The organism is Antarctobacter sediminis, from assembly GCF_019218285.1.
Classification (GTDB): domain Bacteria; phylum Pseudomonadota; class Alphaproteobacteria; order Rhodobacterales; family Rhodobacteraceae; genus Antarctobacter; species Antarctobacter sediminis.
Map to the genome: position 1 here is coordinate 398,824 of NZ_JAHUZG010000003.1, position 16,016 is coordinate 414,839.

The 16,016-nt window shown below is 61.4% G+C and carries 16 protein-coding genes; 10 read left to right on the plus strand and 6 right to left on the minus strand.

Annotation, left to right across the window (positions count from 1 at the left end; genetic code table 11):
* Positions 1 to 6: 6 nt before the first annotated feature.
* The 5 genes from KJP30_RS16960 to KJP30_RS16980 all read right to left on the minus strand — a co-directional run bounded on the left by KJP30_RS16960 (position 7) and on the right by KJP30_RS16980 (position 4,472).
* On the minus strand, positions 7 to 864 hold the full coding sequence (locus KJP30_RS16960) for an ABC transporter permease (protein WP_218450524.1): 858 nt from the start codon (positions 862 to 864) through the stop codon (positions 7 to 9).
* A complete protein-coding gene (locus KJP30_RS16965; RefSeq protein ID WP_224874643.1) occupies positions 861 to 1,667 on the minus strand; it encodes an ABC transporter ATP-binding protein in 807 nt (268 codons plus the stop codon). The genes KJP30_RS16960 and KJP30_RS16965 overlap by 4 nt, the downstream gene beginning before the upstream one ends.
* A gap of 8 nt (positions 1,668 to 1,675) precedes the next feature.
* Entirely contained in the window at positions 1,676 to 2,287 is a 612-nt protein-coding gene (locus KJP30_RS16970; RefSeq protein ID WP_218450525.1) for an NAD(P)H-dependent oxidoreductase, read from the minus strand.
* A gap of 20 nt (positions 2,288 to 2,307) precedes the next feature.
* Positions 2,308 to 3,300, minus strand: a complete 993-nt coding sequence (locus KJP30_RS16975; RefSeq protein ID WP_218450526.1) for an ABC transporter substrate-binding protein — start codon at positions 3,298 to 3,300, stop codon at positions 2,308 to 2,310.
* A gap of 233 nt (positions 3,301 to 3,533) precedes the next feature.
* Positions 3,534 to 4,472, minus strand: a complete 939-nt coding sequence (locus KJP30_RS16980; protein WP_218450527.1) for a LysR family transcriptional regulator — start codon at positions 4,470 to 4,472, stop codon at positions 3,534 to 3,536.
* A gap of 109 nt (positions 4,473 to 4,581) precedes the next feature.
* On the opposite strand from KJP30_RS16980, the gene KJP30_RS16985 reads away from it, so the two are divergent.
* From KJP30_RS16985 to KJP30_RS17025, 9 genes are all read left to right on the plus strand, one after another.
* Entirely contained in the window at positions 4,582 to 5,565 is a 984-nt protein-coding gene (locus tag KJP30_RS16985; protein WP_218450528.1) for an isopenicillin N synthase family dioxygenase, read from the plus strand.
* Positions 5,562 to 5,996 (plus strand): nucleoside deaminase, encoded by a 435-nt coding sequence (locus tag KJP30_RS16990; RefSeq protein ID WP_218450529.1) that lies wholly within the window; start codon positions 5,562 to 5,564, stop codon positions 5,994 to 5,996. Before KJP30_RS16985 ends, KJP30_RS16990 begins: the two co-directional genes overlap by 4 nt.
* Before the next feature lie 134 nt (positions 5,997 to 6,130).
* Positions 6,131 to 7,579, plus strand: a complete 1,449-nt coding sequence (locus KJP30_RS16995) for an aldehyde dehydrogenase family protein (protein ID WP_218450530.1) — start codon at positions 6,131 to 6,133, stop codon at positions 7,577 to 7,579.
* Complete coding sequence (locus KJP30_RS17000; protein ID WP_218450531.1) at positions 7,579 to 8,694, plus strand: iron-containing alcohol dehydrogenase; 1,116 nt, start codon at positions 7,579 to 7,581, stop codon at positions 8,692 to 8,694. The genes KJP30_RS16995 and KJP30_RS17000 overlap by 1 nt, the downstream gene beginning before the upstream one ends.
* A gap of 46 nt (positions 8,695 to 8,740) precedes the next feature.
* On the plus strand, positions 8,741 to 9,676 hold the full coding sequence (locus KJP30_RS17005) for a LysR family transcriptional regulator (protein WP_246594591.1): 936 nt from the start codon (positions 8,741 to 8,743) through the stop codon (positions 9,674 to 9,676).
* A gap of 272 nt (positions 9,677 to 9,948) precedes the next feature.
* On the plus strand, positions 9,949 to 10,878 hold the full coding sequence (locus KJP30_RS17010) for a TRAP transporter substrate-binding protein (protein WP_218450533.1): 930 nt from the start codon (positions 9,949 to 9,951) through the stop codon (positions 10,876 to 10,878).
* Between the two features lie 4 nt (positions 10,879 to 10,882).
* Positions 10,883 to 11,404 carry a TRAP transporter small permease gene (locus tag KJP30_RS17015; RefSeq protein ID WP_218450534.1) on the plus strand — a complete coding sequence of 174 codons (522 nt, stop codon included), beginning with the start codon at positions 10,883 to 10,885 and terminating at the stop codon, positions 11,402 to 11,404.
* Positions 11,401 to 12,720, plus strand: coding sequence for a TRAP transporter large permease (locus tag KJP30_RS17020; protein WP_218450535.1), 1,320 nt, complete (start codon positions 11,401 to 11,403; stop codon positions 12,718 to 12,720). The genes KJP30_RS17015 and KJP30_RS17020 overlap by 4 nt, the downstream gene beginning before the upstream one ends.
* Before the next feature lie 150 nt (positions 12,721 to 12,870).
* A complete protein-coding gene (locus tag KJP30_RS17025; RefSeq protein ID WP_218450536.1) occupies positions 12,871 to 14,070 on the plus strand; it encodes an FAD-dependent monooxygenase in 1,200 nt (399 codons plus the stop codon).
* On the opposite strand, the gene KJP30_RS17030 is transcribed toward KJP30_RS17025, so the two are convergent.
* Complete coding sequence (locus KJP30_RS17030; RefSeq protein WP_218450537.1) at positions 14,028 to 14,975, minus strand: LysR family transcriptional regulator; 948 nt, start codon at positions 14,973 to 14,975, stop codon at positions 14,028 to 14,030. The genes KJP30_RS17025 and KJP30_RS17030 overlap by 43 nt on opposite strands.
* A 96-nt stretch (positions 14,976 to 15,071) precedes the next feature.
* On the opposite strand from KJP30_RS17030, the gene KJP30_RS17035 reads away from it, so the two are divergent.
* Positions 15,072 to 15,971, plus strand: coding sequence for an MBL fold metallo-hydrolase (locus KJP30_RS17035; RefSeq protein ID WP_218450538.1), 900 nt, complete (start codon positions 15,072 to 15,074; stop codon positions 15,969 to 15,971).
* Positions 15,972 to 16,016 lie beyond the last annotated feature (45 nt).

The following is a 16,016-nucleotide window of genomic DNA, read 5'->3' on the forward strand; positions in this document are numbered from 1 at the left end:
TGTCCTTTATTCGCGCTTCAGCGCGCTTTCGTGCCAGTTGCGCAGGGCAAGGTGGCTGATGGTGGCAGTGATCGCGAACAGCACGATTCCCATGGCCGAAATCAGGATCAACGAGGCGTAGAGGCGTGGAAAGTTGAACCTGTAGGAAGCCTCCAGCAGGGTCGAGGCCAGTCCGACCCCGGTGCCCGCGCGTCCAATCACGAATTCCGCGACAACCGCGCCGATCAGCGCAAGCCCGCTGGCGATCTTTAAGCCACCAAGGAAAAACGGCAGTGCGGTGGGCAGTTTCAACATGGCCAGCCGTTGCCACACGGTTGCCTCGTAGATCGTGAACAGGTCTTCGAGGTTATGATCGGTGGATTTCAGCCCGATGATCGTGTTCGAGAGGATCGGAAAGAAGGCGACCAGCCAGGCGCAAAGCAGCGCCGCGACAAAGCCATTTTCAAGGTAGATCTGCAACAAAGGGGCAATCGCCACCACCGGCGTGACCTGAAGGATGATCGCGTAAGGGAAAAACGACATCTCGGCCCATTCCGACTGTGTGAACAGGATCGCCAAAAGGCCGCCGCCGACAATCGCCAAGGCAAGGGCAAGCAGGGTCAGTTGCCCGGTGCCCAGCATAGCGGGCCAGAGGATCGCGCGGTCGTCGAGGATCGAGGCCGCCACCCGCCCCGGCCCGGGCAGGATATAGTGGGGCACTTCCCACAGGACGACGTAGAAATGCCACGCTGCCACGGTTGCGATCATGACCAAGGTGGGCAGAAACCATTTGGCGATTTTCTTGATCCGCTTGAGGCGCATCCGCTCCAGTTCTTCGGCATCCTGTACCAGGACGTCCTCGGACGAGGTCGAAACCATGCTCATGTCTGATCTCCTGTTGCCTGATGCAGGGCCGCCGAGGCGGTCCGGCACAAGGCGGCATATTCAGGCGAAGTGCGAAACGCCTCGTCCCGGGGGTAGGCCTGCGGCACTTTGATTTCTTCGATCACGCGGCCCGGCCGGGCGGCCATGACAACAATGCGGTTGGACAGGAATACGCTTTCGAACACCGAATGGGTGACGAACACGATGGTGCATCCGATCCTTTCCTGAATCGCCAGCAGATCGTTGTTCAGCTTGAAACGGGTGATTTCATCCAACGCGGCAAAAGGTTCATCCATCAGCAGCAACCGTGGGCGCATGACCAGTGCCCGCGCGATGGATACGCGCATCTTCATGCCGCCTGACAGCTCACGCGGATAAGCCTTTTCGAAACCCGACAGGCCGACAAGGCCAAGGATCTGTTCGATGTCACCCCGCACCGCCGACAGCTTTGCGCCCTGTAGGCGGAATGGCAGAAAGACGTTCTGCAACACCGTGGCCCAAGGCATCAGCGTCGGTTCCTGAAAGACATAGCCCAGATCGCTGCGGGATTTGCCGCCGCACCAGTCCACGCGCCCGGCGGTGGGATGCATCAGTCCCGCGATGATCCGCAAGGCCGTCGATTTGCCACAACCCGACGGCCCCAACAGCGAAACGAAATCGCCTTGCCGCAGGTCCAGCGACATGTCCCGCAGGGCAAGGACATCTTTGCCGAACATCTTGCCGACCCCGTCAAGTTTCAGGATCGGTTCCGGGCGTGTCGGCATGATCTCTTCGATCCGATTTGCGGCCATGTTGCTTTCCATGCGGGTCATCAGGTCCTTCCTCCGGATCCGGTCATTCGGCGTGCAACGGTTTCGACGCGGTCCAGATGGGCGCGCAGACGCAGAGGCGTCGCGTGGTTCATGTCGTAGATCGCCACATAGGTGGTTTTGCAGCGCGGGTGGCACAGCACCCGCACCCCACGCAGCAGGATCTTGCGCCCTGGCCAGCCGATCAGCGCCGAAAGCCAACGGGTCGCCCCGCAGGTGGTAAAGACGGTGATCCGCTTGATATGCGTCAGGCCGGGGCGGATGTTGGCGCGGCCCGCCTCGGGCATGTGAAAGGCCAGCCCGGCCACCATGACGCGATCCAGCCAGCCTTTCAGCATGGCGGGCATCGCGTACCACCATGTCGGATAGACAAAGACGATCGTGTCGCACCACTTGATCAGCGCGCCGTCCTCGGCGATCTTGTCAAAGTTCTCGTCGGGATCGACATGGCTTTGCCATTCCTCGCGGGTCAGTACCGGTGAAAACCCGGCGGCATAAAGGTCGCGGACCTTTACCTCGCCTCCGGCCTCGGTGATCCCTTTGATGACACGATCCCGGACAGCGGCGTTGTAGCTGTCCGGAAACGGGTGGCAGTATACGATGAGCGCTTTCATGGTTTGCGGAGCGATGCGGGTTACTGGCTGACCAGGTCGGTGCCATGACCCTTGTTGACGTAGGTCACGTCAATGGCCGAGGCCCAGTCGAGCCCCTCGTCCAGCACGCCCGCCTCGACCATCGAGCGGAAAAAGCCCTCGGCCTTGTCCAGCGGGATGGCGCCGATACCCAGCGTTGCGGCGTCGCCAGCGGTCAATATCTCGTAGGTCTTCATCTGGCTGATGGCAAAATCAATCTTGTCCTGCGTGAACTCGGGGTTCAGGCGCTTGATTTCGGCATTGGCGGCGCTGTTGTCGCCCCAGAGGTAATTGTACCATCCTGTGATCGAGCCTTCGACAAAGCACTTGACCGTATCGGGGTGTTTTTCCAGCGTGCCGCGCATGGTTTCGATCGTGGTGGCAAAGCTGTCAAAGCCGTGGTCGGCCAGCAGGTAGACATCCGGTTTAAAGCCGCCTTCGGTTTCGATCAGGTAAGGTTCGGATGTCAGGTAACCCTGCATGACCTTGCCATCGTCCGCCAGAAAGGGCGCGGCGTTGTAGGTGTAAGGCTGGCGCTGTTCGGCGGAAAAGCCGAACTTGTTGATCATCCAGCGGTAGTAGGTGGCATAGGCATTGTCATCGACGAGGATGGTCATGTCCTTGAGGCCCTCGAACCCGTCGGCCTTGCCCGGATGGGTCATCAGGATCTGCGGCGTCTTCTGAAAGATCGCGGCAACAGCGACAACCGGGATATCCTCGGCGGCGGCATTGAAGGCCGCCAGCAGGTCGCTGCCCATGTGGAAATCCACCCGGCCAGCCAGCATCAGGGCCCGGTTGTTGACCTGCGGTCCGCCGGGAATGATACTGACGTCCAGCCCGCAGGCAGCATAGGTGCCGTCCAGTTGGGCCTGATAGAACCCACCATGTTCGGCGACCGGCAACCAGTTCAGGGCAAAGGTCACCGGCTCGGCTGACTGGGCCGTTGCCCCGGTCAGGATGGCAAGGGAAGTCAGGGCTGCGGTCGTGGGTTTCATGGCGCGTCTCCATCGTCAGGCTGATATGTCTGGCCTTCAGCTTGGCAGTCCATTGCGAAGCCGCGAGAGACGAATCCACCTTTTCAAGCGACAAATCCGGGATCGGCCGTCCATGCCGGATGGTTTGCACAAGATTTGTGCACATGTGCCGAGCATCGCTGTGGCGATGTTTTTCATAACTGAACGGAAGGCCGCAACTGTTCAAAATAAGGAACGATTGGCCGATTCGTTTTTTACGGCAATGGTGCGCCGATCTGGTATCCCGGGTGCATCAGCAGGCTTTCAAAGCTGTCCTGAAGTTTTTCGACCACCATCCGGATCCTCGGGTTGCGCTGGCGTGACGATGGATACAGGGCATAGACGTTGCGCGGTGGGCTGGAATAGCGCGGCAGAAGGCTCATCAACGCGCCGCTTTCGATCTCGTAGTGGGTAAAGAAAGTGGGCATATAGGCCATGGCAACGCCATTCACGGCCAGCACTTTGGCGGTCCAGTAGTCGTGAACCCGAAAGCGCGGGTTGAAGCGGACCGTCTGGCTGTTCAGCGAATCCGCCAGCTTCCAGTCCTCGGACATTCCGCCGCGTGTGACCAGAACGCCGGGCAGCGGTTCCAGGTCGGATACCTCTCGAATGGGGCCGTGTTCGCGGATGAACTCTGGCGAACAGACCAGTTGATAGCGCATTTCACCGATCTTTCGCGTCAGCAGGTTCGACGAGGGCGGTTGGCCGAAATAGACCATACAGTCGAAATCCACGGCCCGTTGGAACAGAACGTCGTTGGGAAAGAACTGCAGGTCAAAGTCCAGTCCGGGATTTTCACGCGCGATCTGGATGGCGGTTGTCCCAAGGATCGAAGCGCCGAATTCATAGGTTGCGGCCACCCGCACGGTGCCTTCCAGCGCCGAATGCGCCCGCCGCGCCGCGTTGGCGGCAATCTCGCAGGCTTCGAAGACCAACCCGCTGTTTTCCAGCAGCGCCTGCCCGGCCTCGGTCAGCTTGACCCCGTTTTTGCCCCGCTGCGCGAGGACGACATTCAGCGTTTCCTCCAGTCGCGCCAAAGAGGTGCTGAGGGTTGCCTTGGGCACGTTTTCCTCGGCCGAAGCGCGGGTCAGGCTGCCGGCCTTGGCGATCGACAAGAAGTTGCTGAGGTCCTGAAGGTTGCCGAGGTGTCGCATAATCGTTCCGCTAACTGAACATAAGGTCTTGAATTATGTCTACCAGCATCGTGGGCGGCTGGCTAGGTTCTTGCTTTGAAGTTAAGCAATTCATCCCGGAGACCTGCTCTTGATCCCTTACACGCCGCCCGTCGCCGCCGAGTTCATCCCGGTCATCGACCTTGCCGACAGCTTTTCCGACGACCTCGACAAGCGCAAAGCCGTCGCTCATGAAATTCACAAAGCCTGCCGGGACACCGGTTTTTTCTATATCAAGAACCACGGCATCGCCGCCGAGGTCACTGGCAAGCACCTTGAGGTCGCGCGCCAGTTCTTTGAGCTGCCGTTGCAGGAAAAGATGAAGTCAGACGGCACCAACGCCGAGTCGATGCGCGGATATGAACCGATGGGGCTTCAGGTTCTGGATGAAGGTACGCCGCAGGACCTGAAAGAAGGATTCCAGATGGGAATCGAGATCACCGAGGATCACCGCTGGTACAAGGCGGGCATGGGCAAGACCGCGATCAACATCTGGCCGGACCAGCCCGAGGGCTTTCGCGAGCATTTCGAAAACTACAGCGCCGGCATGATCGACCTCGCCCGGCACCTGATGCGCATGATCGCCTTGTCGCTGGAACTGGACGAAGACTATTTCGACACCGACATGATGACGCCGATGCTGGAAACCCGCATCCTGCACTACCCGCCGCATCCGGCCAATGCTGATCCTAACCAACTGGGCGCTGGTGCCCATACGGATTGGGGTGTGCTGACGATCCTGTTGCAGGACGATGTTGGCGGGTTGGAGGTACGCAACGCCGATGGCGTCTGGATCTCTGCGCCGCCGATCGACGGCACATTTGTGGTCAATCTTGGCGACATGATTCCAATCCTGACCAACGGCATCTATCATTCGAACATGCACCGCGTTCTGAACAACTCCAGCGGCCGCGACCGCTATTCGGCGCCGACCTTCGTGGATCCGGATTTCGAAACCCGGATCAAATGCGTGCCGACCTGCCTGCCAGACAGCGGCGCGCCCAAGTACCCTGAAACCACGATCGGACAGCACGTTCAGGCGATGTTCGAAAAGACCTACGGGAAAGCGGGATGATTTCGGGCCGCGATCAGGCCTTTATGGCCATGGCGCTGGAGCAGGCGACGACAGGGTTCGACCAGGGCGGATTTCCTGTCGGCGCCGTGCTGACACAGGGCGATCACGTGGTGTCGCGTGGGCACAATCTTTATGCGCAGGACAAGGACCCGACCGCCCATGGCGAGATGGTCTGCCTGCGCGGCGCCTATGGGGCAAAGTTCGAGGAAACAACGCTGTACACGACGCTGTCGCCCTGCATCATGTGTTCCGGCACCATCCTGTGGCTGGGTATCCGGCGCGTGGTGATCGGCGATGCGGTGAACTACACCGGCAACGAAGAGATGCTGCGCGGCAAGGGGATCGCGGTCGACATTCTTGACGATCCCGGTTGCAAGGCGCTGTTTGCGCGTTTTCTTGAACGTTCGCCGGATCATGGTTTTCCGGTCTGAGCGGGCAATCCGTCAAAGCTTGACCACATCGGCGCAAAGTTTTTCTTACGGCTGCCGAAGGTAGAGCAAAATTGTGAGGTCCTGCCCCGTCAGCTACTTCCGTAACTGGAAACTCAATAGCGACGGGGCCGGGCATGCCATCTCTTCAAGGACGACACTTTCTGGCGGGCGACTGGATTGGCGATGTGGGCAATGGCACCATCGACGTGCTCAACCCGGCCAATGGCGAGGTGATCGGCACCGCCCCGAACGGTTCGGCGAAACTGGCGGGTCAGGCGGTGCATGCCGCGCGCGATGCCTTTGAAGGGTCGGACTGGGCGGTAGAGCCGCGCCTGCGGGCGCAGGCCCTGACCGAATTTGCCGATGCCTTGCAGGCGCGCCAAAAGGAGCTGGCCAAGGTGCTGGCGCGGGAATCTGGCAAGGTTCTGGCGCAGGCCATGGGCGAAATCGCGGCGGGATTTGGTGAAGCCCGCTATTACGCCGGTGTTGCCCGAAACATCTTTGGCCGCACCTTCGAAAGCGGCAAAGGCAAGCTGAGTCTCATCACCCGCGAACCATCGGGGGTCGTTTCGGTCATCGTGCCGTGGAACGCGCCGGTGACCTTGCTGGTCCGTTCCGTCGCGCCGGCATTGGCGGCGGGCTGTTCCGTGGTCATCAAGCCCGCGCCACAGACGCCGCTAACCAATGCCATCGTGATGGAATGTTTCGAGGCCGCCGCTTCGCTGCCCAAGGGGATCGTCAATTCGGTGAACGAGTTTGGCACGGATGTGGGGCACGTCCTGTCCACCCACCGCGAGATCGACGTGATCTCTTTTACCGGTTCATCCCGCACCGGCAAGATCATCATGGCCAATGCCGCCGAGACCATCAAACATGTCTCGCTGGAGCTGGGCGGGAAGGCACCTGCCATCGTCTTTCCGGACGCGGATTTGCCGCGCGCGGTCGGAGAGATCCTGCGTGGCGCGCTGGCGCTGAACGGGCAAATGTGTACCTGCATCAGCCGTATTCTGGTGCATGACGACATATATGACGAAGCACGGGCCGCCCTGCGTCAGGCCTTTGCCGGGGTCGTCATGGGCAATCCGCTGCACGAAGGTGTCGGGCTGGGGCCGCTGATCGACCGGCCCAGTCAGGCGCGGATTCTCGCGCTGGTCGAACGGGCCAGCGACGAGGCCGAAGTCCTGTTGCAGGGTGACACCGGCGGCGCGGCGCTGGAGGCGGGTAACTTTGTCTCGCCTACCCTGTTTGAAATCGACGATGTGATGCATGACCTCGTGCAGGAGGAACTCTTTGGTCCCATCGTGTCCGTTGAACGCTTCTCGGACGAGGCAGAGGCACTGGCAAAGGCCAACGCCACGCGGTTCGGACTTGCGGCTTCGGTTTATACGCGGGACATGGACCTTGGGATGCGCATGTCGCGCAAGCTGAAATTCGGGACCGTCTGGAACAACTGTCACAACCGTCTGATGGCGGAGGTGGAGACCGGCGGCTATCGGGAAAGCGGCATCGGCCGACTGCACGGGATCGAAGCCATGAATGATTTCCTTGAATCCAAGCATATCTATTTCGAGGATGCAGGGTGATGCCGTTGATCCAGTATCTGTCCCGCATCCAGTTCGATTTTGGTGCGATTGGCACGCTTGCGGATGAAATCTCGCGCCTTGGAATGCGCCGCCCATTGCTGGTGACGGACAAGGGCGTGGCCAATGCGGGCCTATTGCAAAAGGCGCTGGACGCCGCCCGCCCGCATGATCCGGTGGTTTATGACGGCACAACGGAAAACCCGACCGAAGCCTCGCTGCTGGAGTGTCTCGCCTTGTGGCGGGACAACGGCTGCGACGGGTTGATTGCGCTGGGGGGCGGGTCGCCCATCGACCTGTCCAAGGCGATTGCTTTGCTGACCTCGCACGGCGGGGCGCTGGCGGATTACAACGTCAAGACCGGTGGGTCCGAGAGGATCGGCAAGGTTTCGACGCAGATCGCGATCCCAACCACCGCCGGAACCGGGGCCGAGGTTGGCCGTGCCTGCGTGATGTCCCTGCTGGACGGCACCAAATCGGTGGCCGTGAACCTGAACCTTGTTGCGGATACAGTGATCTGCGACCCCGAATTGACCCTGACGCTACCGCCGCATCTGACTGCGGCCACCGGCATCGACGCGCTGAGCCACGGGATCGAAACCACCATGAGTCCCTGGGTCAATCCGCCCGCCGGAGCCATTGCGCTGGATTGTGTCAGGCGCACGGCGAAATGGTTGCCCGTTGCGGTCGAAGACGGCAGCAATCGGCAGGCGCGCTGGGAAATGATGATGGGTGCGCTGGAAGGTGGCATGTGTCTGCAAAAAGCGCTTGGCGGTGCCCATGCCATGGCAACCCCGCTGGGCGAGCTAAAGCTGCATCATGGCGCGCTTGTGGGCGTGTTGCTGCCGCATATCCTGCGGTTCAACAAGGATCACGCGGGTCCGGCGATTGCCGACATTCGCCGGGCCGCCGAGGTGCCCGAGGGTCAGCCCATCGACGACTGGATGCATCGGTTCCTTCTTCGCATCGGCTTGCCAACGTCCTTGGGGGCGCTTGGCGTGACGCCGGAGGTGCTGCCCGAGATCGCGGAAAAGGCCGCAAAGGATCACCTTTCGGCCACCAATCCGCGCCCGGCGATGGCTTCGGATTATCTGGCGCTTCTGCAAGAGGCGCTCTAGGCCTTGGCTCTTGCGATGGTGTCCGAACTGGGCCATTGATCCGCGTATGGACCTCAAACAATTGAAATATTTCCTTTCCGTGGTGGAGCACAAAAGCTTTTCCGCGGCGGCCGAGGCGCTGAATGTCACCCATCCGGCGCTTGGCCAGCAGGTGCGCAAGCTTGAGGACGAGCTGGGCTTGCAGTTGTTCGAACGGCATTCGCGCGGGGTGCGTGTTTCGGCGGCGGGGGCGCGGCTGATCGGCCATGCCCGCGACATTGTCGAACGCTTCCAGACCACGCGCGATGACATGGCCGGCTTTTCGTCAAACCCGACAGGGCGCGTGCGCGTTGGGGTCACTCCGGCGCTTGGCCGGGTCCTTGTCCCCGCCTTGCTGGAGCATTGTTCCGATCTCTACCCTGACCTTCAGTTGCATCTTGTGCAAGGCTATGCCGATCACCTCGAACGGCGGCTCAAGGATCAGGAACTGGACGTTTCGATCGTGCACAGCAAAATCGAGACCCCGCATATCGAAAGCTTGCCGCTGTTCGTCGAAAAGATCTGCCTGATCGGGCGGCCCGGTTTGCTGGCCGGTCTTGGCGATCCGGTCGAACCCGAGGCACTGACCCGCGTCCCGCTGATCCTTGACGAACGCGGTCAGTTGACCCGCACCTCGCTAGAGGGGTTCCTGAAAAACGCCGGCGACCGGATGCCCAAGACGGTCGAGGTGCAGGCCGTCAACATCCGGCGGGAATTTGTCATGCGCGGCACCCATTGCGCGCTGGCACCCCGGGCGCTGTTCTTCGACGAACTGAACTCCGGCGAGGTCGAGGCCCGCGATGTGGATCTGCCGGCCTTTACGCGTACGCTGGGTCTTGCCACGCCACGGGTCGAAACCATGTCCCGCTCCATCGCGGCGGTACGCGAAGCCTTTGTGGATCTGATCCTTCAGTCCGCCGAGGAAGGGCGCTATGGCTGGCAGATCGCGCGCAGCGACTGGTGAAAGCAAAAGCTTCACCCCTCGAAACCCGAACCCGTATTCTTGACCTCTCCGATCCCGCCTAATTTCGGCACCAGGCCAAGAGGCGCAGCCGACAGGCGCGCCCCGGCCCGGAACGACCGGTGCGTCGCCCCCGCGCGCACCCTTGCTGAAAATGGGAGGACAATTTGTTCAACGCGCGCAAATGGTTTGCCGCGGCTGCATGTGTTGCCGCGAGTGTCGCTACGGCGAACGCGGCCGACCTGAGGTTTCATCATTTCCTGACACCCCAGTCGATGCCCGCCGCCAAAGTCATGACCCCCTGGGCCGAAGCGGTCGAGGCCGCCTCGAACGGGGCCATCGAGATCACCATTTATCCCCGGATGCAGTTGGGCGGTGCCCCGCCGCAAATCTCGGACCAGGTACGCAATGGCATCGTCGATCTTGGCTGGGTGCTGCCGGGCTATACGCCGGGCCGGTTCCCGCGGCTGGAGGTCTTTGAACTGCCAAGCGTCTACAACGGCGATCCGATGTCCACCTCGCTGGCCATCGCCGACATGACCGATGGTGCGCTGGCCGACGATTATGGCCGCAACCGCGTCAAGCCGGTGTTGCAGATCGTCCATGCGGGCAACCTGATGCATTGCAAGGACAAGCCGATCCGAACACTGGCGGATTTCAAGGGGCTCAAGATCCGTACCCCCTCACGCACGGGGCAGTACATGCTCGAAGCTTTGGGCGCGACGCCGGTCGGGATGCCTGTGCCGGCGATCCCCGAGGCGCTGTCCAAAGGTGTGATCGACTGCGCGGCGATCCCGTGGGAAATCGCGGCGGCGCTCAAGGTGCATGAGTTGGCGAATTATCACACGCTGCTGGCGGATGAGAAACGCTTTGGCACGGCGGTGATCTTTACCTTGATGAACCCGCGCAGCTACGACCGCCTTGATGCGGACGGCAAGGCGGCCATTGACGCCCTGTCCGGCTGGGCAAGCTCGGAAATGGCGGCGAAGCAGTTCATCGCGGGCGAAGATCCGGGCCGGCAAGAGGCCGTGGAGCATGGGAACGAAATCATCATTCTGTCCGCCGAAGAAACCGAAGCCTTCAATTCTCTGATGAAAGAGGTCGAAGCGCGCTGGATCGACGAGGCAAAGGATGCCGGTTTCGACCCCGTTGCCCTGATCGACGAAGCCAAGACGGCCATCGCGGCCAATGTCGGAAAAGACTGAACAGATGGGCCTTGATACAACTGACGATCCGGCAGCCAGCCTGCCGGATCGGAGCGGGATCCTTGCGGCGCTGGCCACATACTGCGGTCTTGCGGGTGGCATGATCTTCGTCGCGCTCACCCTGACGACGGTGGTCAGCATCTGCGCGCGCTGGTTTCTGGGCACGCCCATCCCCGGCGATTTCGAACTGATCGAGATTGGCACCTCGCTGGGTGTCTTCATGGCCCTGCCCTACGCGCAGCTGGTCGGCGCCCATGTCATCGTGGACATCGCCACCGAAGGGATGCCCGCACGTGGCAAGGCTTTGCTGGATGCACTGGCCAGCCTGATGTTCGGGGCCTTCATGGGTGTCCTGACATGGCGCCTGTACCACGGTTTGCAGGACATGCTGCTGGGCCGCGACAGCACCATGATTCTCCAGATTCCGCTGTGGTCGACCTTTCCGGTCATCATCGCGTCGACATTCCTGACTGTCCTCGTGTGCGGCTACACGACGGGACGGCATCTCAAGAGGGCCTTCGGATGAGCGGGACAGCTGCTGCCGGAACCGGTTTCTTTTTTCTCTTCGTCCTCATCGGACTGCGGGTGCCCATCGCCCTGTCGATGGCGCTGGTGGGGGCTGTGGGCTTTATCGCCTTCACCAGTTTCGACGCCCAGATGGCGATGATGAACGCGCAGGCCTATTGGCGGTTCACCACCTATGATCTCTCGGTGGTGCCCTTGTTCATCCTGATGGGGCAACTGGCCACCAAGGCGGGTCTCAGCCAAGAGCTGTTCACCGCCGCCCGCGCATGGACGGGCCACCGCAGGGGCGGTCTGGCGATGGCGGCAATTGCGGGCTGTGCCGGGTTTGGCGCGATCTGTGGTTCGTCGCTGGCCACCGCCGCCACCATGGGCAAGGTCGCTCTGCCGGAACTGCGCCGGTACAACTACAACGGTGCGCTGGCCACAGGAGCGCTGGCCGCGGGCGGAACGCTGGGCATTCTGATCCCGCCGTCGATCATCCTTGTGATCTACGCGATCATCGTCGAGGTGAACATCGTCACCATGTTTCAGGCTGCATTCCTGCCCGGCATCCTTGCGGCGGTCGGATATATCCTCGCGGTCTCGATCTATGTGCGCATCTTTCCCGAAGCCGGGCCAGCCGCGCCACGCATGACCTACGCGGAACGGTTTGCCGCCCTGCGCGCCATCTGGCCGGTGCTGTTCATCTTTTGCCTTGTCATCGGCGGCATCTATTTTGGCATTTTCACCCCGACAGAGGCGGCAGCCGTCGGTGCCTTTCTTACCGGCCTTTTTGCCTGGGCGCGCGGGTCGCTGCGCTGGCCGGATCTCCGAGAGGCGGTGCTGGGCACCATCGGTACCACGGCGGCGATCTTCATGATCCTTCTGGGGGCCGAGATGCTGAACGGCTTTCTTGCCCTGACGCAGGTGACCTTCATGCTGGCCGACTGGTTTGCCTCTTCCGGGTTTTCGCCGATCATGGTGCTGACCATGATGTTGCTGCTGTTCATTGTCATGGGGTGCGTGATGGACAGCCTGTCGATGATCCTTCTGACCATCCCGATCTTCTGGCCGATCCTGTCGGGCATGGATTTCGGCATGGACCAGACAGAGCTGAAGATCTGGTTCGGGATCATCGCTCTGATCGTGGTGGAGATGGGGCTGATTACCCCGCCCGTGGGTATGAATGTCTTTATCATCAACCAGATGGCCCGCGATGTTCCGATCCGCGAAACCTTTAAGGGCGTCATTCCCTTCATGGCCTCGGACATCCTGCGCGTTGTGCTTTTGGTCAGCGTTCCATGGATCACGCTCTCGGTTCCCAGGCTCTTGGGTTGAGCTGAACGGCTGACCTGAACACAACCTGCGGCGCGCAGGACCAACACCGGCAATCCGGGCGGCCACGCGCACCGGGCTGGGCTGGTGCGCGCGCCGCAGATGCCCCCCCCCCCATCCAGAAAACGGCGAAGCCTCGTCAAGGAGAGACACATGTCACAACCTCGGAAAATACTCATCGCGGGCGCCGGTCTGGGCGGCCTGACCGCCGCGGCCTGCCTGTTGCAAGCGGGCCATGACGTCGACGTCTTTGAACAGGCTCCGGCCTTGGGTGAGGTCGGCGCAGGCATTCAGGTCAGCGCCAATGCCACCAAGGTGCTGCGCCACATCGGCGTGCTGGACCGGCTGGCCAAGCTTGCCGTGCATCCCCTTCGGACCGAATTTCGCTTGCACGACACTGCCGAAGTGGTCGCAACCATCAAGCTGGGCGAAGCGCATGAAAAGAAGTTCGGCGCGCCCTACTACCACGTCTACCGCCCGGACATTCACGGTCTGTTGGCCGACCGCGTGCGCGAGCTGAAGCCCGATGCGATCAAGCTGGGCAAGGCCGCCACCAGCTATGCCGAGACTTCCGAAGGCGTCACGCTTTGCTTTGCTGATGGCAGTGCTGCAACCGGGGATCTGCTGATCGGCGCTGACGGGATCAAGTCTATTGTCCGGTCCGGGATGCACGGAGTCGAACCGGCCAATTTCACCGGCAACGTGGCCTGGCGCGCGATGATCCCGGCGGATCGCCTGCCTGCCGATTTCATGGAAAAGATCTTTATCAACTGGATGGGGCCGGAAAAACACATGGTGGTTTACTGGGTCCATCAGGGCAAGTTCCTCAACTTCGTCGGGTGCGTGGAAAAGCCGGACTGGACGCAGGAGGGTTGGACGATCAAGGCCCCTTGGGAGGATCTCAAGGCCGATTTCGAGGGGTTCCACCCGGATGTTCAAACGATGATCGACCTTGCCGACCGCGATGCCTGTTATTGCTGGGCGCTGAACAACCGGCCAAAGTTGCCCTTCTGGTCCACTGACCGGGTGACGCTGCTGGGCGATGCTGCGCATCCGACCCTGCCCTACATGGCACAGGGGGCTGTCATGGCGATCGAGGACGGAGCCGTTCTGATGCGGGCACTGGATGAGGTCGCGACGCTGCCAGAGGCGTTGGCCGCCTACCAGAACGCGCGGATCGAACGGACCGCCCGGATCGTCAACGAATCCACGGAACATGCCAAGCTGTTCCACTTTCAGACCCATCAGGAGTTCCGCGATGCCTTTGGCAAGAAAGATCCCTCGGCGGACCGGGCCAAGTGGCTTTACAATTACGATCCGCTGACGGTGCCGCTGGCCCCGGTGCCGGCCTGATGCGCTGTCGTCATTGCCGCGTGCACCGTCTTGCGCAACCATTTGTTGACCGGATCATTGTCAAACCGCTCGGACCAGAACAGATGGGTGCTGTAGGACGGGATGGTGATCGGAAGCGGGGCAATGGTCAGCCGTTCGTCCTGTGCGTGACGTGCGGCTTGGCGGCTGGGGATTGACGCGATCAGCCCGGAGCCGCGCACCAGTTCGGCCGCCGAGCCGAAGGAATGCGTGATCAACCGGATGTTGCGTGACAGGCCCTGCTCCCGCAGGGCTGCGTCCAGAAAACCAGAGGGCGCGCCACCCAAAGGCGCGACCAGCAGGTGATCCGCATCTAGGTAGGTTTCAAGGTCAAGACCGCCCGCCGCCGCATGATCGGATCGCATCAGGCAAACCAGATGCTCGTCATAGGCCTTGCGCTGTTTCAGCCCCTCGGGGGCATACAGCATGGTCGTGACCGCAATCGCCAGACGGTTGCGCCACAGCTCGTCGGACCGATATCCGGGTGCCAAGGGCAGGAACTGGACCGGCGCGCGAAACCCCGCGCGCTGAAAGGCGGACAGGATGTCAGCGCCGTGCAGCAGGATCTCGGCGTCGGCGCTTGTGATCGTGATCGGTTCGACGATCCGCGACGGGTCAAAGCTGTTGTCCCCGATCAGCGCGGTTTCGATGATGGACAATGCCTCGGCGATGGGGCGTGCCAGTTCCTCGGCCCGGGGCGTCGGGGTCATCCCGCCTTTGCCGCGCAGGTACAGTTCATCCCCGAAGGTCTGACGCAGGCGTCTTAGCGCGTTGCTGACCGCCGGTTGGCTCAGCCCCAGCCGGTCGGCCGTTCGGGACACGCTGCGTTCCTGCGCCATGGTGTGCATGACTCGCAGCAGGTTCAGGTCAAGCGAATTAATATTCATTTGGTGAATATTATGCATTTCAACAGAACTGTTAAGTGCAAAGCTGGACCACGCTAAATGCGGGGCGAACGATCACATGACCCCAAGGAGATCCTCATGGTCGATACGCCCCTGTCCCGCCGCAACATGATCAAACTGGCGGCAACCGCCGGTGCAATCAGCACTGGATTTGCCTTTTCGGGCCAAGCTGCCCGGGCCGAGAGCCAGCGCAGCACGCCGATGCAAGGATCGGTGACGATCCACAAGCTGGGCCCGGTCACCCTGCACAGCTACATGGCGGCCGAAGCCTCGGCTGTTGTGACGACACAGATTATTGAAACCGCGAATGAGCTGCATATCATCGACGTGCAGTTCCTTCAGAGCTTTGCGGCCGAGGCCCGGGCCTATGCCAACAGTCTGGGCAAGCCGGTGCGGCAGGTCATCCTTTCCCACGCCCACCCTGATCACTTGCTGGGCGGAGCGCAGTTTGCTGATTTGCCTTTTCTGACCTCGGACGCGGTGCTGGGCGATGTGCAGGCCAGCCAAGGCATGTACGCGGATCGCAAACAGCAGTTTGGTGACGAAACCGCGCTGTACCTGCCGCAGGGCGGGCTACAATTGGGCGCGACCCAATGGGACGGCGTCGATGTCACCATCGCCGAGGTGAAAGAGGCAGAGGCGGCCAACACGCTGACCTTCCATTTCCCCGAGGCCGGGCTCATGGTCGCGCAGGACCTGCTTTATGCAAATGCGCATGCTTTCCCGCTTGGTCAGGCCGGTAACTGGATCGCAGCGCTGGAGGAGCTTCGCGAAAAAGAGGGGATTCAGGTGATCGGCGCGGGCCATGGCCTGCCTGCCGCGCGCGGAGCGTTGGACGATGCGATTGCCTATCTTGCCTTTCAGGAGAAGGTCATCTCGGCCAGTGCGAACGGTAAGGACGCCATTGACGCCCTGACAGCCGCCTACCCGGGTTATGGCGCCGAAGGTTTGCTGGACTTCGTGAATTATCGTTATTGAGCCGCAACTTCGGAGGCGCCGCCAAACGGGCGGCGCCTGCCCGAT

Coding starts and splice junctions, on each gene's coding strand:
- KJP30_RS16960 (WP_218450524.1), bottom strand. CDS start 864: ATGAGCATGGTTTCGACCTCGTCCGAGGACGTCCTGGTACAGGATGCC.
- KJP30_RS16965 (WP_224874643.1), bottom strand. CDS start 1,667: ATGGAAAGCAACATGGCCGCAAATCGGATCGAAGAGATCATGCCGACA.
- KJP30_RS16970 (WP_218450525.1), bottom strand. CDS start 2,287: ATGAAAGCGCTCATCGTATACTGCCACCCGTTTCCGGACAGCTACAAC.
- KJP30_RS16975 (WP_218450526.1), bottom strand. CDS start 3,300: ATGAAACCCACGACCGCAGCCCTGACTTCCCTTGCCATCCTGACCGGG.
- KJP30_RS16980 (WP_218450527.1), bottom strand. CDS start 4,472: ATGCGACACCTCGGCAACCTTCAGGACCTCAGCAACTTCTTGTCGATC.
- KJP30_RS16990 (WP_218450529.1), top strand. CDS start 5,562: ATGATTTCGGGCCGCGATCAGGCCTTTATGGCCATGGCGCTGGAGCAG.
- KJP30_RS16995 (WP_218450530.1), top strand. CDS start 6,131: ATGCCATCTCTTCAAGGACGACACTTTCTGGCGGGCGACTGGATTGGC.
- KJP30_RS17000 (WP_218450531.1), top strand. CDS start 7,579: ATGCCGTTGATCCAGTATCTGTCCCGCATCCAGTTCGATTTTGGTGCG.
- KJP30_RS17005 (WP_246594591.1), top strand. CDS start 8,741: ATGGACCTCAAACAATTGAAATATTTCCTTTCCGTGGTGGAGCACAAA.
- KJP30_RS17010 (WP_218450533.1), top strand. CDS start 9,949: ATGCCCGCCGCCAAAGTCATGACCCCCTGGGCCGAAGCGGTCGAGGCC.
- KJP30_RS17015 (WP_218450534.1), top strand. CDS start 10,883: ATGGGCCTTGATACAACTGACGATCCGGCAGCCAGCCTGCCGGATCGG.
- KJP30_RS17020 (WP_218450535.1), top strand. CDS start 11,401: ATGAGCGGGACAGCTGCTGCCGGAACCGGTTTCTTTTTTCTCTTCGTC.
- KJP30_RS17025 (WP_218450536.1), top strand. CDS start 12,871: ATGTCACAACCTCGGAAAATACTCATCGCGGGCGCCGGTCTGGGCGGC.
- KJP30_RS17030 (WP_218450537.1), bottom strand. CDS start 14,975: ATGAATATTAATTCGCTTGACCTGAACCTGCTGCGAGTCATGCACACC.
- KJP30_RS17035 (WP_218450538.1), top strand. CDS start 15,072: ATGGTCGATACGCCCCTGTCCCGCCGCAACATGATCAAACTGGCGGCA.